Origin of the sequence: Serinicoccus marinus DSM 15273 (assembly GCF_008386315.1) — a bacterium.
Lineage (GTDB): Bacteria > Actinomycetota > Actinomycetes > Actinomycetales > Dermatophilaceae > Ornithinicoccus > Ornithinicoccus marinus.
Window position 1 is genome coordinate 2,097,615 of sequence record NZ_CP043808.1, and the last position, 20,634, is coordinate 2,118,248.

The 20,634-nt window shown below is 73.3% G+C and carries 21 protein-coding genes and 2 pseudogenes; 8 read left to right on the plus strand and 15 right to left on the minus strand.

Annotated features, from left to right (window positions below; all coding sequences use genetic code 11):
* The first annotated feature begins 5 nt into the window (after positions 1 to 5).
* The 3 genes from FU792_RS16780 to FU792_RS09860 are packed head-to-tail and all read left to right on the plus strand — an operon-like array spanning position 6 to position 1,467.
* Positions 6 to 206, plus strand: coding sequence for a hypothetical protein (locus FU792_RS16780; RefSeq protein ID WP_161600236.1), 201 nt, complete (start codon positions 6 to 8; stop codon positions 204 to 206).
* Complete coding sequence (locus FU792_RS09855) at positions 194 to 553, plus strand: RDD family protein (RefSeq protein ID WP_161600237.1); 360 nt, start codon at positions 194 to 196, stop codon at positions 551 to 553. The genes FU792_RS16780 and FU792_RS09855 overlap by 13 nt, the downstream gene beginning before the upstream one ends.
* Complete coding sequence (locus FU792_RS09860) at positions 550 to 1,467, plus strand: tyrosine recombinase XerC (RefSeq protein WP_022926099.1); 918 nt, start codon at positions 550 to 552, stop codon at positions 1,465 to 1,467. Before FU792_RS09855 ends, FU792_RS09860 begins: the two co-directional genes overlap by 4 nt.
* A 55-nt stretch (positions 1,468 to 1,522) precedes the next feature.
* Here FU792_RS09860 and FU792_RS09865 read toward each other — a convergent pair whose 3' ends face one another.
* The 5 genes from FU792_RS09865 to FU792_RS09885 all read right to left on the minus strand — a co-directional run bounded on the left by FU792_RS09865 (position 1,523) and on the right by FU792_RS09885 (position 5,686).
* Positions 1,523 to 2,002 carry a DUF4112 domain-containing protein gene (locus FU792_RS09865; protein WP_237740065.1) on the minus strand — a complete coding sequence of 160 codons (480 nt, stop codon included), beginning with the start codon at positions 2,000 to 2,002 and terminating at the stop codon, positions 1,523 to 1,525.
* Positions 2,003 to 2,155: 153 nt separating this feature from the next.
* Entirely contained in the window at positions 2,156 to 2,677 is a 522-nt protein-coding gene (locus tag FU792_RS09870) for a hypothetical protein (RefSeq protein ID WP_149814720.1), read from the minus strand.
* Between the two features lie 2 nt (positions 2,678 to 2,679).
* Entirely contained in the window at positions 2,680 to 3,798 is a 1,119-nt protein-coding gene (dprA, locus tag FU792_RS09875) for a DNA-processing protein DprA (RefSeq protein WP_022926102.1), read from the minus strand.
* Positions 3,795 to 5,324, minus strand: a complete 1,530-nt coding sequence (locus FU792_RS09880) for a YifB family Mg chelatase-like AAA ATPase (RefSeq protein ID WP_028131222.1) — start codon at positions 5,322 to 5,324, stop codon at positions 3,795 to 3,797. Before FU792_RS09880 ends, dprA begins: the two co-directional genes overlap by 4 nt.
* The gene (locus FU792_RS09885; protein WP_052327905.1) at positions 5,324 to 5,686 is read right to left on the minus strand and encodes a YraN family protein; all 363 of its coding nucleotides are present in this window, start codon (positions 5,684 to 5,686) and stop codon (positions 5,324 to 5,326) included. The genes FU792_RS09880 and FU792_RS09885 overlap by 1 nt, the downstream gene beginning before the upstream one ends.
* A 161-nt stretch (positions 5,687 to 5,847) precedes the next feature.
* Here FU792_RS09885 and FU792_RS09890 point away from each other — a divergent pair.
* Positions 5,848 to 7,373, plus strand: a pseudogene (locus FU792_RS09890) (CoA-acylating methylmalonate-semialdehyde dehydrogenase).
* 26 nt (positions 7,374 to 7,399) lie between these two features.
* Here the strand turns inward: FU792_RS09890 and FU792_RS09895 are convergent.
* The 4 genes and pseudogenes from FU792_RS09895 to rplS form a co-directional block, all read right to left on the minus strand.
* Positions 7,400 to 7,719, minus strand: a pseudogene (locus FU792_RS09895) (DUF2469 domain-containing protein).
* Positions 7,716 to 8,441 carry a ribonuclease HII gene (locus FU792_RS09900; RefSeq protein ID WP_237740066.1) on the minus strand — a complete coding sequence of 242 codons (726 nt, stop codon included), beginning with the start codon at positions 8,439 to 8,441 and terminating at the stop codon, positions 7,716 to 7,718. The pseudogene FU792_RS09895 and the gene FU792_RS09900 overlap by 4 nt, the downstream one beginning before the upstream one ends.
* Entirely contained in the window at positions 8,438 to 9,217 is a 780-nt protein-coding gene (gene lepB, locus FU792_RS09905; RefSeq protein ID WP_022926107.1) for a signal peptidase I, read from the minus strand. The genes FU792_RS09900 and lepB overlap by 4 nt, the downstream gene beginning before the upstream one ends.
* Positions 9,218 to 9,337: 120 nt before the next feature.
* Positions 9,338 to 9,739 (minus strand): 50S ribosomal protein L19, encoded by a 402-nt coding sequence (gene rplS, locus FU792_RS09910; protein ID WP_028131226.1) that lies wholly within the window; start codon positions 9,737 to 9,739, stop codon positions 9,338 to 9,340.
* Positions 9,740 to 10,007: 268 nt separating this feature from the next.
* Between rplS and serB the strand changes: the two genes are divergently transcribed.
* A complete protein-coding gene (gene serB / locus FU792_RS09915) occupies positions 10,008 to 10,886 on the plus strand; it encodes a phosphoserine phosphatase SerB (RefSeq protein ID WP_022926109.1) in 879 nt (292 codons plus the stop codon).
* 55 nt (positions 10,887 to 10,941) lie between these two features.
* Here serB and trmD read toward each other — a convergent pair whose 3' ends face one another.
* From trmD to FU792_RS09940, 5 genes are all read right to left on the minus strand, one after another.
* Complete coding sequence (gene trmD / locus FU792_RS09920; protein ID WP_022926110.1) at positions 10,942 to 11,658, minus strand: tRNA (guanosine(37)-N1)-methyltransferase TrmD; 717 nt, start codon at positions 11,656 to 11,658, stop codon at positions 10,942 to 10,944.
* 5 nt (positions 11,659 to 11,663) lie between these two features.
* Positions 11,664 to 12,185 carry a ribosome maturation factor RimM gene (gene rimM, locus FU792_RS09925; protein WP_022926111.1) on the minus strand — a complete coding sequence of 174 codons (522 nt, stop codon included), beginning with the start codon at positions 12,183 to 12,185 and terminating at the stop codon, positions 11,664 to 11,666.
* Between the two features lie 107 nt (positions 12,186 to 12,292).
* Entirely contained in the window at positions 12,293 to 12,535 is a 243-nt protein-coding gene (locus tag FU792_RS09930; protein ID WP_022926112.1) for an RNA-binding protein, read from the minus strand.
* A gap of 2 nt (positions 12,536 to 12,537) precedes the next feature.
* The gene (gene rpsP / locus FU792_RS09935) at positions 12,538 to 13,122 is read right to left on the minus strand and encodes a 30S ribosomal protein S16 (RefSeq protein ID WP_084485246.1); all 585 of its coding nucleotides are present in this window, start codon (positions 13,120 to 13,122) and stop codon (positions 12,538 to 12,540) included.
* A 133-nt stretch (positions 13,123 to 13,255) separates the two neighbouring features.
* Positions 13,256 to 14,815, minus strand: coding sequence for a helix-turn-helix domain-containing protein (locus FU792_RS09940; protein ID WP_022926114.1), 1,560 nt, complete (start codon positions 14,813 to 14,815; stop codon positions 13,256 to 13,258).
* Between the two features lie 116 nt (positions 14,816 to 14,931).
* On the opposite strand from FU792_RS09940, the gene aceA reads away from it, so the two are divergent.
* Positions 14,932 to 16,236: an isocitrate lyase gene (gene aceA / locus FU792_RS09945; RefSeq protein WP_022926115.1), complete on the plus strand. Its 1,305-nt coding sequence runs from the start codon at positions 14,932 to 14,934 to the stop codon at positions 16,234 to 16,236.
* Between the two features lie 112 nt (positions 16,237 to 16,348).
* A complete protein-coding gene (locus FU792_RS09950) occupies positions 16,349 to 17,956 on the plus strand; it encodes an aldolase/citrate lyase family protein (protein WP_022926116.1) in 1,608 nt (535 codons plus the stop codon).
* An 85-nt stretch (positions 17,957 to 18,041) separates the two neighbouring features.
* On the opposite strand, the gene FU792_RS09955 is transcribed toward FU792_RS09950, so the two are convergent.
* Positions 18,042 to 19,145 (minus strand): amidohydrolase family protein, encoded by a 1,104-nt coding sequence (locus FU792_RS09955; protein WP_022926117.1) that lies wholly within the window; start codon positions 19,143 to 19,145, stop codon positions 18,042 to 18,044.
* Positions 19,146 to 19,216: 71 nt separating this feature from the next.
* Here FU792_RS09955 and FU792_RS09960 point away from each other — a divergent pair, with 71 nt between their 5' ends.
* Positions 19,217 to 19,897, plus strand: coding sequence for an N-acetyltransferase (locus FU792_RS09960; RefSeq protein WP_202804770.1), 681 nt, complete (start codon positions 19,217 to 19,219; stop codon positions 19,895 to 19,897).
* Positions 19,898 to 20,634 lie beyond the last annotated feature (737 nt).

The window sequence follows — 20,634 nt, forward strand, 5'->3', positions numbered from 1 at the left end:
CCGGTATGACCTCCCTCGCCACCTCCTCGTCAGGTGCGGCCCGGCGCCCGGCGCCGGTGGCGCGGGTGCGGTCGTGGCTCGGGGACTGGCTGGTGATCGGGGTCTGGATCGGTGTGCTCACGGCCGTCGGGGCGTTCCTCGTCCCCGTCTGGACCTGCCCGGGGCATCGGCGACGTCCGTGCGAGGGCTGCTCGTGGCCGATCTGATCTTCACCCTGATCACCGTCCTGCCGTGGTGGCTCTACCTCTCGATCACCGAGGCCTCGCGCCGGCGCGCCACGCTCGGCAAGCGGTGGGCGGGCCTCGTCGTGGTCGGGCCGACACCCGGGAGCGCCGGGAGAGCCGTGTGGGGACGCAACCTGGTCAAGGCGTCGCCCTGGCAGCTGGCCCATCTGGGCGTCAGCCGGATGCTCTTCGAGCTGCAGACGGGGTGGGCCGTGGTCTTCCTGGTCCTCTCCCTCGCGCTGCTGGCAGCCTGCGCTGTTCCGGCGCTGACGGGTGGGCAGGGCGTCCACGACCGGGTCGCCGGCACGCGGGTGGAGCGGGCGACGTGAGCGGCCCGCTGGGTGTGGCCGCGCAGCTGCAGGCCTTCGAGCAGCACCTGCGGGTGGAGAAGGGTCGGTCGGTGCACACGGTGCGCGCCTACCTCGGCGACCTCGACGCGCTGGACGTCTTCCTCGCCGACCGCGGGGTGCGGTCGAGCGCCGAGGTCCGCCTGCCGGACCTGCGGGCCTGGCTCGGCAGCATCGGGGCGGCCGGGGCCTCCCGCTCGACGGTCTCCCGGCGCGCGGCGGCGGCGAAGACGTTCTTCCGGTGGGCTCAGCAGACCGGCAGGATCACCGCCGACCCGTCGCTGCGCCTCGCCGCGCCGGGGAAGGAGAAGCACCTGCCGGGAGTCCTGCGCGCCCCGCAGGCGGGCGAGCTCCTGGACCTGGCGGCCGTGGCCGCGGACGACGACGACCCGGTCCACCTGCGCAACCGCGCGATGCTCGAGCTGCTCTACGCCTCCGGGATGCGGGTCGGGGAGCTCACCGGCCTGGACGTGGACGACGTGGACCTCGAGGCCGGCACGGCGAGGGTGCTCGGCAAGGGCGACAAGGAGCGGGTCGTGCCCTTCGGCGCCCCGGCGACCGAGGCGCTCGCCCTCTGGCTGGCGGGAGGCCGCCCGCGGCTGGCGACCGCCGAGTCCGGTGCCGCGCTCTTCCTGGGGCGTCGCGGCCGTCGGGTGGACCAACGGCAGGTGCGCTCCACCCTGCAGGCGCTGCTGGCGCACCTCCCGGACACCCCGCAGATGGGGCCGCACGGGCTGCGGCACAGCGCCGCCACCCACCTGCTCGAGGGCGGCGCGGACCTGCGCACCGTCCAGGAGCTGCTGGGCCACGCCAGCCTGGCCACGACGCAGATCTACACGCACGTGTCGGTGGACCGGCTGCGCGCGGCCTACCAGCAGGCGCACCCCCGGGCCTGAGGCATCCCGCAGCGGCCACCCTGACGCCGGCCCAGCGGCAGGTCGCGCCCCGCGGTCACCGGGTGAGCACCGACCAGAGCGCCACCAGGACCAGGACGCCGATCGCGATCCCGATCACCAGCGGCAGGACGATGAGCAGTGCCGCGAGCAGGAGGTAGACCGGACCCGAGCGCGTCGAGGTGCGTCCCTCGGCGAGGGACGCCTGCAGCAGCCGGTAGTTCTTCCGGTTGGCGCGGTGCGCGACGTCCGCGGCGTCACCCACGACGGGGACCAGCCCGAGAGCTGCGTCCAGCAGCATGTTCCAGGCCATCCGCGCGAGCACGAGAAGCGGGACCCGGCGACGGGCGGCGTCGTACATGATGGCCGCCGACATCCCGGAGCCGAGGATGTCTCCGGCCCCGGGCAGCAGCCCCAGGACCGCGTCGAGGCCGATGCCGATGCGGGTGCCCGGGATGGTCACCAGGTCGTCCATCACCCTCGCGAGGTGACGGCTCAGACCGGTGTCGGGCGCTGGGGTCCGCCGCGGCTGGGTCACCGAAGGAGTGTGCCTCACCCCGCGTCGTCGTGCGTGCCTGCCTGCCTCACCGGTCGACCGGCAGCAACGTCAGCTCGACCCCCAGCAGCAGCGGGGTGGGATCGACGTAGTCGTCCCGGTTCCGCACCGCCCCGAGGTGCAGGCAGGCCCGGATCACGCAGTGACCGCCCTCGTCGAGGTGTCCGAGCCGGTCACCACGCGCCACCCGGGCGCCGCGCCCCACGCGATCGGCCACCGGCTGGTAGGTGCTGCGCAGCCCGCTGGGTGGGTCACGCTCACGACGCCGACACCGGCCACCACCCCGCTGAAGGTGACGACCCCGTCGTCGACGGCGAGCACCGACTCCCCCGCCACACCGGCCAGGTCGATCCCGCGGTGACCGGCGCCCCAGCGCTGCCGCGGCGGGTCGAAGCCGTGCACGATGCCTGGCTCCCCCGCCAGCGGCCACCCCCACAGCGCGGTGCGCTCGCGGTCCTCGGATGCGGGCGCAGCCGTCCGGACACCGATCACCACGGAGGCCGTCGCCCCGGCGGTGCCCGCCTCGGGCCGCGGGGTCGGCACGGTCGTCGTCGAGTGGACCGGGGCCGGCTGGGCGGGGGCCGGCAGGGGCCACACCAGGCCGAGGGCGGCAGCCACCGTCACCGCGAGGACGTGGCGCCACGGTCGGCCGGCCATGCTTACCGCACCCCCGTGGGTCGGCGCTGCCAGCCGTCGAGGAGCTCCTCGGCCAGGCCCTCCCGCTCCAACGAGCGGAGCGCGCCGAGCGTCTCCGCCAGGCTCAGGCCGCTGCGCACCATGACCTCGTCGACCCCGCTGGAGGAGCGGGGTCGCAACCACTGCCACACGCGACGCAGCTCCTCCGTGAGGTCGTCGGCGGCCTGCCGGCCACCTCGCTTCACCGGGGCCAGGTCCGCGCCGATGTGCCCGACCAGCTCAGCGACCTCGGCTCCGTCGGTGACCAGCTCTGCCCCCATGCGGATCTCGGCGTGGGCACCCTGAGACATCAGGCTCTCGACCGACCCGGGGACCGCCATGACATGGCGGCCCAGCTCGCGGGCGTGCTTGACCGTGGACCGCGCGCCGGAGCGAAGTCCCGCCTCGACCACCACCGTGCCCTGCGCCAGCCCGGCGATGATCCGGTTGCGGGCCAGGAAGCGCATCCGGGCCGGGGCGCCCCCTGGGGGCGTCTCGCTCACGACCAGGCCGGTGCGCCGGACTCTCTCGATGAGATCGGCGTTGGCACGGGGGTAGGCGACGTCGACACCCCCCGCGAGGACCGCCACCGTGCACCCGTCCGCCGCCAGGGCCGCCCGGTGGGCAGCGGCGTCGATGCCGAAGGCTGCCCCCGAGACGATGGTGAAACCGCGGCCCACCAGGTCCGTGCACAGCACGGCGGTGACGTGGTCGCCGTAGGCCGTGCTCGCCCGGGCCCCGACCACCGCGACGCTGCGCCGCACCAGCTCGTCCAGGCGCCCCGGACCGGTGACCCACAGGCACCACGGCGGTTGCTCCAGCTCGTCGAGGCAGTGGGGCCACTCCTCGTCCCCCGGCACGAGCACCCTCGCACCGACCAGCCTCGCGACGTGGGCCTCGTCGACGGTCGTGGCCCGCTCGACGCGAGCGGCCAGCCGGTGCAGGTCCGGACCGCCCGGCACCCTGCCGCCCTCCAGCGCGTAGCCCACGACGGCCTCCACCCCGTCTTCGGCGACGACCTGCTGCACCTTCTCGTCGTAGGGCTCTGCGAGCCGCGAGAGCAGCATCCGGGCCCGCCGTTCAGGGTCCTGCACCTGGCTCACGCGACCTTCACCCCCGTCGGGGTGCGCAGGTCGAGCGCCAGCGTCACGTCGTCCAGCCCGGGCCGGGAGGCGCCGCGCAGGTCCGCGAGCGTCCAGGCCACCCGCAGGGCCCGGTCCAGCCCGCGGAGGGTCAGGGCACCGCGGTCCATCGCCAGCTCCAGCGGTCGACGCTCGCGCGCCGCCGGACGCCACGGCTCCTCGCGGAGCAACGCACCCGGGACCTGGCTGTTGAGCCGGTAGGGCAGCTCGTGCCACCGCTCCTGCTGACGCTGCCGTGCCAGAGCCACCCGCTCGGAGACCACGGCCGTCGGCTCGCCCGGCGGCAGCGCGAGGTCCCCTCGGGTCACGGCGCTCACCGCGAGCTTGAGGTCCACCCGGTCCAGCAGCGGCCCCGACAGCCGTCCGAGGTAGCCGTTGCGCCGGAACGGCGGGCACACGCACTGTCCGCCCGCGCTGCCGCACGGACAGGGATTGGCGGCCAGCACCAGCTGGAAGCGCGCGGGCAGACGCACGTGGCGGTCGGCACGGGCGATGACCACCTCGCCGGACTCCAGCGGCTGCCGCAGCCCGTCGAGCACGTCGCGGCGGAACTCCGGGGCCTCGTCCATGAAGAGCACGCCGTGGTGGGCGCGCGAGACCGCCCCCGGGTGCACGGCGCGCGAGCCGCCACCGATGACTGCCGCGGTCGAGGCGGTGTGGTGGGGTGCGACGAAGGGCGGCTCGGACACGAGCCGGTCGTCCACGGCGAGGGCGCCGAGCACGGAGTGGATGGCGGTGACGGCGAGCGCGTCCGGACCCTCCAACGGGGGCAGGAGGCCGGGGAGACGCTCCGCCAGCATCGTCTTGCCCGCCCCCGGCGGACCGACGAGGAGCAGGTGGTGCCCGCCCGCGGCCGCGATCTCCAGGGCCTGCCGTGCGACGGCCTGGCCCACGACGTCCCCCAGGTCGGGCACGGCCTGCACCGCTCGGGGCGTGGCCGGCGGCATCGGGAAGTTGACCTGGCCGCCCTCGGCCCGCGCCCGGAAGAAGGAGCGGACCTCCCCCAGCGTCCGCACCGGGTGGACCTGGACACCACGCACCAGCGCGGCCTCCCGGGCGGCGTCGGCGGCGACGAGGACGTCTGTGACACCACCGTCGGCCGCCGCGACGACCATGGGCAGCACCCCCGGGACCGGCCGGACGTCGCCGGCCAGGCCGACCTCGCCGATCTGGGCCACCCCGGCGACGGCGGTGGCCGGCACGTGGTCCTCGGCCGCCATCATCGCCACGGCGATCGCCAGATCCAGCCCGCTGCCGGTCTTGGGCACCCCCGCCGGCGAGAGGTTGATCGTCCAGCGCCGCGGCGGGATCGACATGCCGCAGTTGCGCAGGGCCGGGCGCACCCGGTCCGGGGCCTGCCGGCACGCGTTGTCCGCCAGCCCGGTCATCACCGTCGCCGGCAGGCCGTCGGCCCCCTGCGCCTCCACGGTGACCAGGCGTCCCTCGACTCCGCTCAGGGTGACCGCGTGGGTCCGGGCCAGGCCCATCAGGCCACCGCCCGCAGGTGGGTCAGGACCGGCTCGTCGTCATGCGGCCGCAGCACGCCCACGACGTCGATGCGGAAGGCGGCGCCCCGCCGGTCGTGAGCCTCCAGCCAGGCCCACGCCAGTGTCCGCAGGCGCCGCGCCTTGTCCGCACCCACCGCCTCCACGGGCTCACCGAAGCGCACCGACCGGCGCGTCTTCACCTCGCAGAAGACCAGGGTGCGCCCGTCCTCGGCGACGACGTCCAGCTCGCCCTCCGGACACCGCCAGTTGCGGTCGACCACCTGCCAGCCGAGCGACTCCAGGTGCGCGCAGGCGAGGTCCTCCCCCCGGTCACCGACCGCCCGGGCCCGCGCCCAGGGCATACCTGCTGCCATGTCCTCCCCCTCTCGGCGGACGCGTCGCGCGCCCGCTTCGGACCAGCAGACGACGCGTCGGCGTCGACCTCAAGAGGCCGGCGCCGATCTGTGGAGAAGGTCAGCGGCCGTCGAGGGGTGTGGACGACCCCCGGCCCTGAGGGAGCATCATGGGCAGCATGCAGACCGACGACGCTCCCGACCTGCCCCTCGTCGCGCACTGGATCGGCGGCGTCGAGACGCCGGGAACCGACCCGCGCACGGCGCCGGTGTACGACCCGGCGCGCGGGACCGAGAGCGCGCGGGTCGCCCTGGCGGGCCCGGCCGAGGTCGAGGCCGCGGTGGCGGCCGCGAGCGCCGCCTTCCCCGGGTGGCGGGACACCTCTCTCGCCCAGCGCCAGGCCGTGCTCTTCCGCTTCCGGGAGCTGCTGCACGAGCGCAAGGACGAGCTGGCGACGATCATCACCGCTGAGCACGGCAAGGTCCTTGCGGACGCGCTCGGGGAGATCCAGCGCGGGCTCGAGGTCGTCGAGCTCGCCACCGGGTTCCCGCACCTCGTCAAGGGCGCGTTCTCGGAGAACGTCTCCACCGGGGTCGACGTCTACTCCCTCAAGCAGCCGCTCGGCGTGGTCGCGGTCATCTCACCGTTCAACTTCCCGGCGATGGTGCCGCTGTGGTTCTTCCCGGTCGCGATCGCCGCCGGCAATGCCGTCGTCCTCAAGCCCAGCGAGAAGGACCCCTCGGCCGCGGTGTGGATGGCCCGGCTGTGGCAGGAGGCGGGCCTGCCGGACGGCGTCTTCAGCGTGCTCCACGGCGACCAGGAGGCGGTTGACGGCCTGCTGACCCACCCCGACGTCGCCTCGCTCTCCTTCGTCGGGTCCACCCCCGTCGCGCAGCACGTCTACGAGACCGGTGCCCGGCACGGCAAGCGGGTCCAGGCGCTGGGCGGTGCCAAGAACCACATGCTCGCGCTGCCCGACGCCGACCTGGACCTCGTCGCGGACTCGGCGGTCAACGCCGGCTACGGCTCGGCCGGCGAGCGCTGCATGGCCATCTCCGTCGTGCTGGCGGTGGAGCCGGTCGCCGACGAGCTGATCGAGCGCCTCACCGAGCGCATCGGGCGGCTCCGCGTGGGTGACGGGCGCCGCGATCCCGACATGGGGCCGCTCGTGACACGCGAGCACCGCGACCGTGTCGCCTCCTACATCGACATTGCGGCGGCGGACGGCGCCGACGTCGTCGTGGACGGGCGCGAGGTCACTCCAGACGGGGACCCGGCGGCTTCTGGCTGGGCCCGACGTTGCTCGACCGCGTGCCCACGAGCAGCCGTGCCTACACCGAGGAGATCTTCGGACCGGTCCTGTCCGTGGTCCGGGTCCCGTCCTACGAGGACGGGGTGGAGCTCATCAACTCCGGCACCTTCGGCAACGGCACCGCGATCTTCACCCGTGACGGCGGCGCCGCGCGCCGCTTCCAGCACGAGATCCAGGTCGGCATGATCGGCATCAACGTGCCGATCCCGGTGCCGGTCGCCTACTACTCCTTCGGCGGGTGGAAGTCCTCGCTGTTCGGCGATGCGAAGGCCTACGGGGTCCGGGCCTTCGACTTCTTCACCCGGGAGAAGGCCGTCACGGCCCGCTGGCCGGACCCCGCCACGCACGGCGGCATCGACCTCGGCTTCCCGCGCCACGACTGAGCCACGGCGGTGGCGCGAGGGCCGCCTCAGCCGTGGTCCGTGAGCCCCTTGACGTCCAGGTCGGACTTGGCCAGCTCCTCGACGTTGACGTCCTTGAAGGTGATGACGCGCGCCTTCTTCACGAAGCGCGCGGGCCGGTAGACGTCCCACACCCAGGCGTCGGTAGCGTGACCTCGAACCACGTCTCGCCATCCTTGGCCCGCACCTGCACGTCGACCTCGTTGGCGAGGTAGAACCGGCGCTCGGTCTCCACGACGTGCGTGAACAGCCCGACGACGTCGCGGTACTCGCGGTAGAGCGCCAGCTCGGCCTCGGTCTCGTACTTCTCCAGGTCCTCCGCGCTCACTCCGTCATCCCTTCCTCGCGCCCCACGACCGTACCCGCCGCGGCGATGTTCCAGCTGCGCCGGTGCCACGCGCACGGACCGAGACGGCGCAGCGCCTCCTGGTGCTCCGGCGCGGCATACCCCTTGTTGTGCTCCCAGAGGTATGCCTCGTGCCCTTCCTCGCGCGCGGCCTGCACCATGAGCCCGTCGCGCTCCACCTTGGCCAGGACCGAGGCGGCGGCGACCGAGGAGCAGCGCAGGTCGGCCTTGATCATCGTGCGGACCGGCGGCGGTGCGGCTCCGTCGACGAGCCCGAGCAGACCCACCCGCTCGGGGTCGGTGAGCCAGTCGTGGTTGCCGTCGAGCAGCACCAGGTCGGGTCGCAGTCCCCCGAGCTGCGCGAGGGCGCGCTCCCCGGCCAGGCGCAGGGCCGCCATGATGCCGATCGCGTCGATCTCCGACGGCCAGGCATGACCGACCCCGTGCCCGTGCGCCCAGCGGCGGATCCGCGGGACCAGCCCCTCGCGCGCGGCCGGGGTCAGCAGCTTGGAGTCCTTGACCCCCTGCGGGGCGCTGCGGCAGGTCGCACCGATGGCGACTACGCCCACGCTGACCGGTCCGGCCAGGGCCCCGCGCCCCACCTCGTCCATCCCGACCAGCAGCTCGTAGCCCTCCCGCTGCAGGGTGCGCTCCACCCGCAGGCTCGGTCGGCGGCTCGCTGGTCGGCGGGTCGTGGTGGTCACGGTGCGTCCGGGACGTCGGCGTAGGTCTCGGGCACGCCGAACCAGTCGAAGTGGTCGAACGGGTAGAGGAGCACGACCGCCTGGCCGACGACGTCGTCGAGCGGGACCGATCCCTGCTCCCCGGTGCCGTCGTCGTTGGCCCGCGAGTCGCGGGAGTTGGAGCGGTGGTCGCCCATGAGCCAGATGTGGCCCTCGGGCACGGTGATCTCGAAGTCGCTCGTGCTCGGCTGGTCCGAGGGGTAGAGGTAGTCCTCCTCCAGCGGCTCCCCGTTGACGCTCAACCTGCCGTCCTCGTCGCAGCAGGCGACGGTGTCCCCCGGCATACCGACGACCCGCTTGATGAGGTGGTTGCCCTGCGAGGAGGGCGCCACGCCCACGAACTCCAGCGCCCGCAGGGTCCCGTTGAGGAGCGGGCCGCGGTCGACCCGCTCGACCGGTGGCAGCCAGCCCCCCGGGTCCTCGAAGACGACGATGTCCCCCCGGTCCACCCCCAGGGACCCGACCTGGAGCTTGCTGACCATGACCCGGTCGCCGTAGACCAGCGTGTTCTCCATGCTGCCGGAGGGGATCCAGAAGGCCTGCGCCAGGAAGGTCTTGATGAGGAAGGAGATCACGAGGGCGGTCGCGGCGATGGCCGCGATCTCCCGCACCGCGGCGAGGAAGCCGCCCCGCCGCCGGGGCTCCTGCCTCTGCCCCTCCTCGCGCTCCGGGGCGGGCCGGGGCCCGAGGTCGTCGGACCCGCCCTGCGCCCGGGTGTCCCGCGTGGGGTCGCTCACCTGCTGCCGTCCTTGCGTCGTCCTGAAGTCGTCCCGACCCTAACCCGGGAGCCTGGTAACAGACCGATCCCCCGCCGGGGGCCGGCGAGGGATCGGGTGGTTCTGCGGCCGAGCCGGTGTTCAGTCCTGCTGGGCCGGTGCCTGGGCGGCGGGCGCGCCGCCCTTCATCGCGGGGACGCTGTCGCGGCGCTCGCGGATCTTGGCCGCCTTGCCGCGCAGGTCGCGCAGGTAGTAGAGCTTGGCGCGGCGCACGTCGCCGCGGCTCACGACCTCGATCTTCTCGATGTTCGGGGAGTGCAGCGGGAAGGTCCGCTCCACGCCGACGCCGAAGGACACCTTGCGGACGGTGTAGGTCTCGCCGAGGCCACCGCCGTGACGGCGGATGACGACGCCCTTGAAGACCTGGACACGGGAGCGGTTGCCCTCGATGACCTTCACGTGGACGTCGACGGTGTCGCCGGCGCGGAAGTCGGGGATGTCGCTCCGCAGGCTGGCGGCGTCGAGATCGTCGAGCTTGTGCATGGTTGTCTCCTGCTCGCAGGTGCCACAGGTCACCCGCGGCGATCGGTGCTCGGCGCCGCCGGTGGGCGGCACGGCACGGGTCGTCGTGGTGTCGTCTCCGTCGGGTGCCACCCGCACGCTCCCCCTGTGGCAGGGGCACGGGATGCTCGGCACGGACGCCGGGACGCGAGGATCCAGTCTGCCAGAGGGGCGCCACGGCCTCCAAGTCCGCGCCGGCCCGGTCGACGCAGGTGCGCGGGTATACCCGTCCGCCGCCTACGATCGGGCGGTGCCCCTGCTGACCCTGCTGAGCGACCCCACGGCCCGCGACCTGGGCGAGTCCGCGGTGCACGACGTGAGCGGCGACCGTGCCACGTCGTCGCCGCGCTGGCTGCGCCCCGGCGCCGCGGTCGAGGTGGAGCTGGACGGCGACGCCGGTCTGGAGGAGGGCACGTGGGAGGCCTGGCAGGCGCGGGGGATCGACGTGGTCCTCCAACCCCGGGGAGCACGGCGGCGCCGGGTGCTGCTCGCCGACATGGACTCCACGATGATCGAGCAGGAGTGCATCGACGAGCTCGCCGCGCAGGTGGGCGTGGGCGAGCGGGTGGCCGCCATCACCGCGCGAGCCATGAACGGTGAGCTCGACTTCGCCGAGGCGCTGCACGAACGGGTCGGGCTGCTCCAGGGACTGCCCGTCGACGTCGTCCGGACCGTCCTCGACGAGCGCATCACCCTCGCGCCGGGCGGACCCGAGCTGCTCGCCACGACGGCGGCGCACGGAGGGTATGCCGCGCTCGTGTCGGGCGGTTTCACCCACTTCACCGAGGTGGTCGCCGCACGGCTCGGCTTCGACGAGCACCGTGCCAACACGCTCGAGGTGGCCGACGGGCGGTTGACCGGCCGGGTGGTCCCACCGGTGGTCGGCCAGGACGCCAAGGTCGCCGCGCTGCGCGCGATCACGTCCCGCCTCGGGCTGACCCCCGCCGACGCCGTGGCGGTCGGCGACGGGGCCAACGACCTGCCGATGCTGCAGCTCGCGGGGCTGGGCGTCGCCCTGCACGCCAAGCCGGCGGTGGCCGCGCGCGCCCCGGTCCGGGTCAACCACGGCGACCTCACCGCCCTGCTCTACCTGCAGGGCTACTCCGACGACGAGATCGTCCGCCCCTGAGCCTTCTGGACCTTGGTTCGTGGGACCCGCCGCCCAGAAACGTCGGTCCAGAAGATCAGCGACCGGCCTGGTAGCGCTCCATGAGGTCCGGGCGGCGCTGCGCGGTGCGGGCCAGTCGCTGCTCGTGCCGCCAGGCCGCGATCTGGCCGTGGTGGCCCGACAGCAGGACGTCGGGCACCTCGTGCCCCCGCCAGCTCGCGGGCTTGGTGTAGACGGGATACTCCAGCAGCCCCCCGGTGTGCGACTCCTCGGCCAGCGACGCCTCGTTGCCGACCATGCCGGGCAGCAGCCGGGCGATGGCCTCGGTCATCGCCAGGACGGCGACCTCGCCGCCGTTGAGGACGTAGTCGCCCAGGCTGAGCACCGACAGCGGGTAGCGGGAGGCGAACTCGTCGTAGACCCGCTCGTCGATGCCCTCGTAGCGGCCGCAGACGAAGACCAGCCAGTCCTCCTGCTCCGCGAGCCGCTCGGCGGTCGCCTGCGTGAAGACCTCACCGCCGGGGCCCGGGACGACGATCCGCGGCGTCCGCCCGGGGACCGAGGTGCAGATCGCGTCCAGCGCCTCGCCCCACGGCTCGGGCCGCATGACCATCCCGGCGCCACCGCCGTAGGGCGTGTCGTCGACGGTGCGGTGCCGGTCGTGGGTCCAGTCGCGCAGGTCGTGCACCTGCACCTCGAGCAGTCCCTCGCGCCGCGCCCGCCCCAGCAGGGAGAGCTCGAGCGGCGCGAGGTAGTCCGGGAAGATCGTGACGACGTCGAGACGCAGCGGCATACCTCTCACTCCCCCAGCTCGAGCAGACCCGGCGGCGGGTCGACGACGACCCGGCGGGCGTCCTCGTCCACCTCGGGCACCAGCTCGTCGACGAAGGGCACGAGCACCTCGCCGCCGGGGGTGATGACCTCGAGCAGGTCCTGCACCGGGCGGACGTGCAGCGCGCTCACCTCGCCCAGCGGGCTGCCGTCGGGGAGGACGACGGCGAAGCCCAGCAGGTCGTCCTCGCGCCAGCCGTCCTCCTCGCCCTCGGCTGCGTCGTCCTCGTCGTCGGTGACGAGCAGCCGGGTGTCCCGCAGCCCCTCGGCCGCGGTCCGGTCGGTATGCCCCTCGAAGGCGAGCAGGTAGATCCCCTGGTGCTGCCGCACCGAGCGCAGCACCAGCGGCCCGGTCGCGGCCGGCTCGGTGGTGAAGCTCTCCCCCACGACGAAACGCCCCTCGGGGTCGTCGGTGTGCACCTGGACGGTGACCTCGCCCCGCAGACCGTGCGGCCTGCCGATCCGAGCGGCGACGAAGGCCTCGGTCATGGTGCTCCTGTCGGGTGTGCCGTCCTCCGGGACGGGCTGCGGGTGGGACGCGTGCGGCCCGCCCCGGCGGTGGTGCCGGGACGGGCCGTCAAGCGGGACGCCTCGCGTCAGCGGGTGCGGTCGGTGTCGACGATGTCGACCCGGACCTTGTCCCCGCCGGCGAGCGCGCCGACCACGGTGCGCAGCGCGCTCGCGGTCCGGCCCCGCCGACCGATGACGCGGCCGAGGTCGTCAGGGTGGACCCGGACCTCGAGGACCTCACCGTGGCGGGCGTTCTTGGTCCGCACGGCGACGTCACCGTCGTGGTCGACGATGCCCTTGACCAGGTGCTCCAGGGCTTCCTCGAGCACGCTCAGGCCTCGTCGGTCTTCGCGTCGCCCTCGGAGCCGGTGGCGGAGTCCTCGGTGGCACCCTCGCCGGTGCTGGCCGCGGCCGAGCCCTCGGTGTCGGCGGGCGGGGCGGTCTCCTCGGCGGGGGCCTCGGTCGCGGCCTCCTCGGCCTTCTCGTCGCCCGTCGCTGCGGCCGGGGCCTCGGTCTTCTCCGCCTTGTCGGCCTTCTTGCGCTTCTGCGTGGTGGCGCCCGAGGTGTCCTCGCCGTCGGCGGCGGCGAGCGCGGCCTCGTAGAGGGCCTTCTTGTCGGCCTTGGGCTCGCGGGTCCTCAGCGTGCCCTCGGCACCGTCCTCACCCTTGTACTTCTGCCAGTCACCGGTGACCTTGAGCAGCGCGGCGACCTGCTCGGTCGGCTGCGCACCGACGCCGAGCCAGTACTGCGCCCGCTCGGAGTCGATGTCGATGAGCGAGGGCTCCTCGGTCGGGTGGTACTTGCCGATCTCCTCGATCGCCCGGCCGTCGCGCTTGGTGCGCGAGTCCATGACGACGACGCGGTAGTACGGTGCACGGATCTTGCCCATGCGCTTCAGGCGAATCTTGACAGCCACGTGTGCGGTGTCTCCTCAGTCTTGTCTGTGGTGGGCTACCCGGCGTCCGCGTGGGGAAGAACACGCACGGCGCCGCGGTGGCGATGGACACATCCGGGCACGGTGAGAGGGCCGACCGCAGATGGGTACGGCCTCATTGTGCCACATCGGCACGCTCCCCCTGCTCCGGCGCGGCGTCGGTCGCCTCCCCGTCCTCGCCCTCGGGGGCGTGCCCCGCCACGAAGCGCAGCACCTCGGTCTCGTCGACCCCCGGGAAGACGCCCGGCGGCATGACGGCGAGCAGGTGCGAGTGCGCCCGGGCGCTGGGCCAGACCTGTCCGTCCCAGGCACGGGCCAGCCCGGCCGGGGGTCGGGTGCAGCACCGGGGGTCGGGGCACCGGGAGACCCGTCGCTGCGTGGTGTCCCGCCCGCGCATCCAGCGCACCTGGTCGAAGGGCACCCCGAGGCTGATCGAGAAGAGCCCGGCCGAGGTCGGTTCGGCGACCGCGGTGCACCAGTAGGTCCCGCGACCGGTGTCGGTGTACTGGTGGTAGACCGAGCCACGGGGCTGGTCGAAGACGACCCGGGCGGTCCAGGACCGGCAGACCCGCGCGCCCTCGATCGCTCCCGAGGCGTCCATGGGGAAGCGCACGCCGTCGTTCTCGTAGGCCTTGTAGATGACGCCGTCGGCGCTGGTCCGCATGAAGTGGACCTGGAGGTCGAGGTGCTCGGTCGCGAGGTTGCAGAACCGGTGGGCGGCCGTCTCGTAGGACACGGCGTAGGTGTCGCGCAGGTCCTCCAGCGCGATGTCGCGCTCGGCCTTGGCCCGGCGCAGCAGCGGCACCGCACTGCTCTCGGGCACGAGGGTGGCCGCCGCGAAGTAGTTGATCTCGACCCGCTGGGCGAGGAACTCGGCGTAGTCGCGCGGGGGCTGGTGGTCCAGCACGACGTGACCGAGGGCCTGCAGCGCCGCGGCCCGCGGGTCGTGCCCGCCGCCCTCGGGCAGGTAGATCCGCCGGTGCGCCAGGTCGGTGACGGTCCGGGTCGAGGCCGGCACGTCCGGGACGGCGACGATCTCGAAGCCGACGTGGCGCGCGATCCGGTTCACCGCCTCGCGGGACAGCGGGCCCTGGGTATGCCCGACCTGCTCGACGAGCGCCGCGGCGGCGGACTCGATGTCGGCGAAGTAGTTGCCGGCCTCGCGCATCCGGGCGCGCAGCTCGGCGTTGGCCAGGCGCGCGAACTCCGGGGTCGCCGCCCGCTGCTGCTGCAGCCCGACGACGCTCTCGTAGAGCCCGACCAGCGCCTCGAGGGCGTCGTCCGGCAGGCCGGGGCCCACCCGCACCGGCGGGATCCCCAGGGTCTGGAAGCCCTCGGCCCGTTGCGCCCGCTCCCAGCGCACCTCCAGCGCCGCCCGACGGCTCGGCGGCCCGCCGGTGAGCAACGCCGTGAGATCGACGTCGAGGGCGGTCGCGAGCCGGCCGAGCACGGAGGCACGGGCCTCGCGGCGACCGTTCTCGATGAGCGACAGGGCCGAGGTCGACAGCTCGACGCGGGCGGCCACGTCGGCGAGGGTCAGACCGGCCTCGCGGCGGTGGTGCCGCACCCGGCGGCCGACCGAGACCGGGTCGGCGGCACCGGAGGACGGACTGTCGGTGCCCTCCAGACGCTCGGAGGGACGGAACGGCAGCACCCGACGGTGGGAGGACGGCATACCTCCACCTTAGCGAAACTTCGGCGATTCTTGACACCGCGGAACCAGCACCGACCCCCGATCCGCCCCTCAGAGTGGTGTCACACACCCCGTCGCCACAGGGAAAGGGCACGACGATGACGACGACCACCGAGCAGAGCACCACCGCTCCCGCCGCCCAGCAGGCGCTGGAGATCGAGCGCGACTGGCAGACCAACCCCCGCTGGTCCGGGGTCGAGCGCCGCTACACCGCCGACGACGTCGTGCGGCTGCGCGGCTCCGTCGTCGAGGAGCACACCCTCGCCCGCCGCGGCGCGGAGAAGCTGTGGGAGGCGCTGGAGACCAAGCCGTTCACCCGCGCCCTCGGCGCCCTCACCGGCAACCAGGCGGTGCAGATGGTCAAGGGCGGGCTGGAGGCCATCTACCTCTCCGGGTGGCAGGTCGCGGCGGACGCCAACCTCGCGGGCCAGACCTACCCCGACCAGAGCCTCTACCCCGCCAACTCGGTCCCGGCCGTGGTCCGCCGGATCAACAACGCGCTGCAGCGCGCCGACCAGATCGCCTGGATGAACGGGGACACCAGCACCGACTTCTTCGCCCCGATCGTGGCCGACGCCGAGGCCGGCTTCGGCGGGCCGCTCAACGTCTTCGAGCTGATGAAGTCGATGATCGCGGCCGGTGCGGCCGGTGTGCACTGGGAGGACCAGCTCGCCTCGGAGAAGAAGTGCGGCCACCTCGGCGGCAAGGTGCTCATCCCCACCGGGCAGCACGTCCGCACCCTCAGCTCGGCCCGGCTCGCTTCCGACGTCCTGGGCGTGCCCTCGGTCGTCATCGCCCGCACCGACGCCCTCGCGGCGGACCTGCTGACCAGCGACGTGGACGAGATCGACCAGGAGTTCACCACCGGCGAGCGCACCTCCGAAGGCTTCTTCCGGGTGCGCAACGGCATCGAGCCGGTGCTGGCGCGGGCCAAGGCGTACGCGCCCTACGCCGACCTCATCTGGGTCGAGACCGGCACCCCGGACCTCGGCCTGGCGCGGGAGTTCGCCACCGAGCTGCACAAGGACTTCCCCGGGCAGAAGCTCGCCTACAACTGCAGCCCGTCCTTCAACTGGAGGTCGGCGCTCTCGGACAGCGAGATCGCCTCCTTCCAGGACGAGCTCGGCGACCTGGGCTACGCCTTCCAGTTCATCACCCTGGCCGGCTTCCACGCGCTGAACCACTCGATGTTCCAGCTCGCCCAGGGGTATGCCCGGACCGGCATGAGCGCGTATGTCGAGCTGCAGGAGGCGGAGTTCGCTGCGGCCTCCTCGGGCTACACCGCGGTCAAGCACCAGGCGGAGGTGGGCACCGGCTACTTCGACGCGGTCAGCACCGCGGTCAACCCGGAGTCCTCCACCACCGCGCTGTCCGGCTCGACCGAGTCCGAGCAGTTCCACTGAGCCGCAACCGCACCCACCGCGGTGGCCAGGTGCGGCCACAGCGACCGGAACCCACCGCGGTGGCCAGGGATCGCCCTGGCCACCGCGGCCGTCCACCCGAGAGGATGAGGTCATGGAGACCTACCCCGAGGCGCTGCTCGAGGACGAGCAGCTCGCGACGCTGACCGACCTCGAGCGCGCGCTGCGGGAGTCCCGCGCCGAGCTGCTGCGCGGCCGCAAGGAGCAGTCGCGGGGCGTGCGCGCCGGGACCGAGCTGCACACCCGCTCCGAGACCGCGCAGCTGCGCGCCGACGACGCCTGGCAGGTGGCGCCGCCACCGGCGGACCTGACCCACCGCCGTGTCGAGCTCGCGACCGCGGCCACCGCGGAGCAGGCCAAGGGCGCGCTCGCCTCCGGCGCCGACGTCTGGGTGGCCGACCTGGAGGACATGCTGGTGCCCACCTCGCGCCGGCTGGTGGCCGCCCAGGAGGTCATCCTCGAGGTGGCGGGGACCCGCACCGGTGACCCGGACCCCGGTGTGCCCACGCTCATGGTCCGGCCGCGTGGGCTGCACCTCGACGAGGCCCACCTGGAGGTGGACGGGCAGTCCGCGGCGGCCTCGCTCGTCGACACCGTCACCTTCCTCGCCCGCTGCGCGAGGCTGCTGCTCGAGCGGGGCACCGGCCCTTACCTCTACCTGCCCAAGGTCGAGTCGGCCGCCGAGGCGCAGTGGTGGGACCGGATGCTCACCGCCGCCGAGGAGGCGCTCGGCCTGCCCACCGGATGCACCCGGGTCAGCGTGCTCGTCGAGACGGTGCAGGCGGCCTACGAGCTGGACGAGATCGTCCACGCGCTGCGGGAGCGGGTCACCGGGCTGGCCGCCGGACGCTGGGACTACGTCTTCTCCCACCTGCGGACCTACGGGGACCGGCCGGACCACGTGCTGCCGGACCGGGACGCGTTCACCATGAACACCCGGTTCCTACGGACCTACACCGACCTCATCGTGCGCACCTGCCACCGGCGGGGCGTCCAGGCCATCGGTGGACCGATCGCGCTCGCCGCCAGCGGCCCCTTCGACGACTCGGCCGCGATGACCCACGCGCGGGTGCACCGCGACAAGGCCCGCGAGGCCAAGCAGGGCTTCGACGGCGCATGGGTGCTGCACCCCGCTCTCGTGCCGGTCGCCCGGCAGCCCTTCGAGGAGCGCGACCGGCGGCGGGGCGAGCGGCAGGCTCCGGCCGAGGACGCACCCTCGCCCGGCCGGGCGTCCGACGCGGCTCCGGATGCCGAGGCGCTGCGTGACGTCAGCGCGATCCCCGGCGCGTCGACCCTGACCGGGGTGCGCACGGCGATGCGCTCGTCGCTGACCTATCTCACCGGGTGGCTGGCCGGGGAGGGCACCGCCACGCTCGCCGGTCACGTCGAGGACTTCGGCACCGTCGAGCTGGCCCGCATGCAGCTGTGGCAGTGGCTCTCGCACGGCACCCGGCTGGCCGAGGGTCCGACGATGTCGACGCTGCTGCTGGACCGGATGCTCGAGGACGAGGTGGCGCTGCTGCGTCGCCGTGGGGCGCGCGAGGACCTGCTCGGGCACGCCGTGGAGCTGCTCCGGGACTCGGTGGTGGCGACCGAGCCGCCGGCCTTCCTCTCCCAGCGGGCCTACGACGTCCTGCTCGGCATCGGCGAGCCCGAGGACGAGTCCGCCGACGCGCAGGAGGCCACCTCCGGCGCCGCCTGACCGCGGTGGGGGGGTGGTGCCGGGACGACCCCCGGCCACCGCGGTGCGGATGTGCAGCCAGGACGACACCCAGCCACCCGGTCGGTCAGCCGGAGACCCCCGACCGGGGGTGCCGGTGCCCGCGCAGGACGACGTGCTCCGGATGGGCCAGGACCCTGACGTCCGCGCGCGGGTCCTCGCGGTAGACGACGAGGTCGGCCGACTCACCCTCGGCGATGCCGGGGCGCCCCAGCCACTCGCGGGCCGACCAGGTGGCCGCCCCGAGCGCCTCGGTCGCACTCATCCCGGCCCGGGTCAGCGCCTCCACCTCCTGGGCGACGAGCCCGTGCGGCAGCTGCCCACCCGCGTCGGTCCCGGCATACACCGGTATGCCCGCCTCGTGCGCCTTGGCGACCGTCTCGTGTCGCCGGGCGTAGAGGTCCATCATGTGGTCGGCGTAGGTCGGGAACTTGCCGCGCCCGGCGTCGGCGAAGCCCGGGAAGTTGTCGATGTTGACCAGGGTCGGCACGATCGCGATGCCCTGGGCGGCGAAGGTGTCGATGGTGTCGTCGACCAGCCCGGTGGCGTGCTCGATGCAGTCGGTCCCGGCGGCGGCGAAGTCGACCAGCGACTGCTCCCCGAAGCAGTGCGCGGTGACCCGTGCCCCCTCCTCGTGCGCGGCGGCGATGGCCTCGGTGAGCACGTCGACCGGCCAGCAGGTCCCCAGGTCACCGGTCTCCCGGTCGATCCAGTCGCCCACGAGCTTGACCCACCCGTCACCGGCGCGCGCCTCCTGGCGCACGTAGGCCACGAGGTCCTCGGGCTCGATCTCCCAGGCGAAGTTGCGGATGTAGCGCCGGGTGCGGGCGATGTGCCGGCCCGCGCGGATCAGCCGCGGCAGGTCCTCCCGGTCCTGCACCCACCGCGTGTCGGCCGGGCTGCCCGCGTCGCGCAGCAGCAGCGCGCCCGCGTCCCGCTCGGCCAGCGCGTGCTCCTCGGCCCGGGCGTCGTCCACCGCACCCTGGGCCTCGAGGCCGACGTGGCAGTGCGCGTCCACCAGCCCGGGGAGGGCATACCCCCGGATCGTCTCGACCTCGCCACCCGTCGGGGCGCTGAGGCTGACCCGGCCGTCGACCACCCAGATCTCGTCGTGCACCTCCTCGGGACCGACCAGGATCTGACCCGTGACGTGGAGCACCGGTGCGCTCATCGCTCGCCTCGCCTTCTTCGCCGTGGATCCTCACCGTAGCGTCGAGCAGTGCGGCCGTAGACTCCCCCTTCGTGTCCGACCCCGGTATGCCCACCCGCGAGCCGCTGCGTGTCCCGCGCGTCGACCTCGGCGCGATGCTGCGGGCGGCCGCCGACGGTCGGTTCCCAGAACCGGACGGCGGCTTCTCGCGCACCGCACCGTGGCGGGACGGGGTCGAGGGCGCGATCGCCTTCACCGGCCACGCCGTCATGGCCGTGACCGAGGACGTCACCGACGGCGAGCTCGCGGCCCTGGGTGTCCACGGCTTCGGCGGGGCGCACGACCCGCGGATCGCGACCACGCTCGCGGGTGAGGGCCCGATCGGGGTCCTCGACGCGCTGCTCGTGGGGCGCGGGACAGGGACCGGTGGGCCGCTGGTCCCCCGCCCCGACCTCGCCGGCACCGACCGCGCCGCGCACGCCGGCGAGTGGCGGACCGAGATCGACGTCTACGGCCTGCCCGACCGCGGCGTCAGCTCGCTGGCGACGCTCTCCCGCGGGATCGGCGGCCTGCCGGAGGTCGGCATCCAGGCCGCGGACGGCCACGCCGCCACCCTGCTCGACGGCATCCTGGCGCGCCGCCCGGCCGGTGAGGTGGTCCTGGCCTCGGTGACCCCGGGCAACGCCCGGTCGCTGCGTTTCTTCCTGCGGGCGGGCTTCGTGCCGGTCGCCAGCGAGCAGCTCTGGAAGCCGCGGAGGCCGGCCGGGCGCTGAAACCAGTGCGACCTTTGTCCATAGGCTTGAAGGACCCTGAATCAGTCGTGAAGAGAACTAATTCCTGGAACACGACAGAATGCATGACTTCCTCATGTGGGAGGCCCTGATGACGCTTCTTGCCACTCGGCGAAAGCTTGGAGACCAGCTGGATCCCCTTCCCTTAGGGCCGCTACCGTCACTTCGACGAGTGGAAGGCGAGGATCGCCTACCACTCGCAGCCGCTCAAGATTTGGCGAGAAGGACCAAGGTCCTGTCGACACACCCTTGCTCAAGAGAGCCTGCAACTCCGACCTCGCCGAGTCGCGGTCCTCCACTGAATGCGCAAAGAGGTACAGCCACAATTCGGCACGAAGCTCCTCGTTAGCAGGGTCTTCACTCAGTCGCTGAAGAGCGTCGTGGGTTAAGGCCAAACCAACGTCATCGGAACCGCGGCCCCATTCAAATTGAGCCCAGTTGCCCAGGCCTGCGGCGACTCGGTCCTGAACCCCTGGCGTTTCATCCGTCCCATAGCATGACTTCAGCGACTGATATGCCGCCACCGCTTCCTCTCCGCGCCCTAACATACCCAATGTGAACCCGCGATTCACCATCCCCGAGGCAACTCGCTCTCGAATCCCTGGCTCCTCGTCCTCCCCATACCGAGACACCAAGGACTCATAGACCGCAACCTCCTCCTCTCTAAGGCTCAATCCACCCAGAACGATCCCAAGGCTCACCATTCCCTTGGCAACCTG

Coding starts and splice junctions, on each gene's coding strand:
- FU792_RS09885 (WP_052327905.1), bottom strand. CDS start 5,686: ATGCCCTGGGCGCGGGCCCGGGCGGTCGGTGACCGGGGGGAGGACCTC.
- FU792_RS16780 (WP_161600236.1), top strand. CDS start 6: ATGACCTCCCTCGCCACCTCCTCGTCAGGTGCGGCCCGGCGCCCGGCG.
- aceA (WP_022926115.1), top strand. CDS start 14,932: ATGACGACGACCACCGAGCAGAGCACCACCGCTCCCGCCGCCCAGCAG.
- FU792_RS09870 (WP_149814720.1), bottom strand. CDS start 2,677: ATGGCCGGCCGACCGTGGCGCCACGTCCTCGCGGTGACGGTGGCTGCC.
- FU792_RS09950 (WP_022926116.1), top strand. CDS start 16,349: ATGGAGACCTACCCCGAGGCGCTGCTCGAGGACGAGCAGCTCGCGACG.
- rimM (WP_022926111.1), bottom strand. CDS start 12,185: ATGACCGAGGCCTTCGTCGCCGCTCGGATCGGCAGGCCGCACGGTCTG.
- FU792_RS09880 (WP_028131222.1), bottom strand. CDS start 5,324: ATGGGCCTGGCCCGGACCCACGCGGTCACCCTGAGCGGAGTCGAGGGA.
- FU792_RS09940 (WP_022926114.1), bottom strand. CDS start 14,815: ATGCCGTCCTCCCACCGTCGGGTGCTGCCGTTCCGTCCCTCCGAGCGT.
- FU792_RS09955 (WP_022926117.1), bottom strand. CDS start 19,145: ATGAGCGCACCGGTGCTCCACGTCACGGGTCAGATCCTGGTCGGTCCC.
- trmD (WP_022926110.1), bottom strand. CDS start 11,658: ATGCCGCTGCGTCTCGACGTCGTCACGATCTTCCCGGACTACCTCGCG.
- rplS (WP_028131226.1), bottom strand. CDS start 9,739: ATGCACAAGCTCGACGATCTCGACGCCGCCAGCCTGCGGAGCGACATC.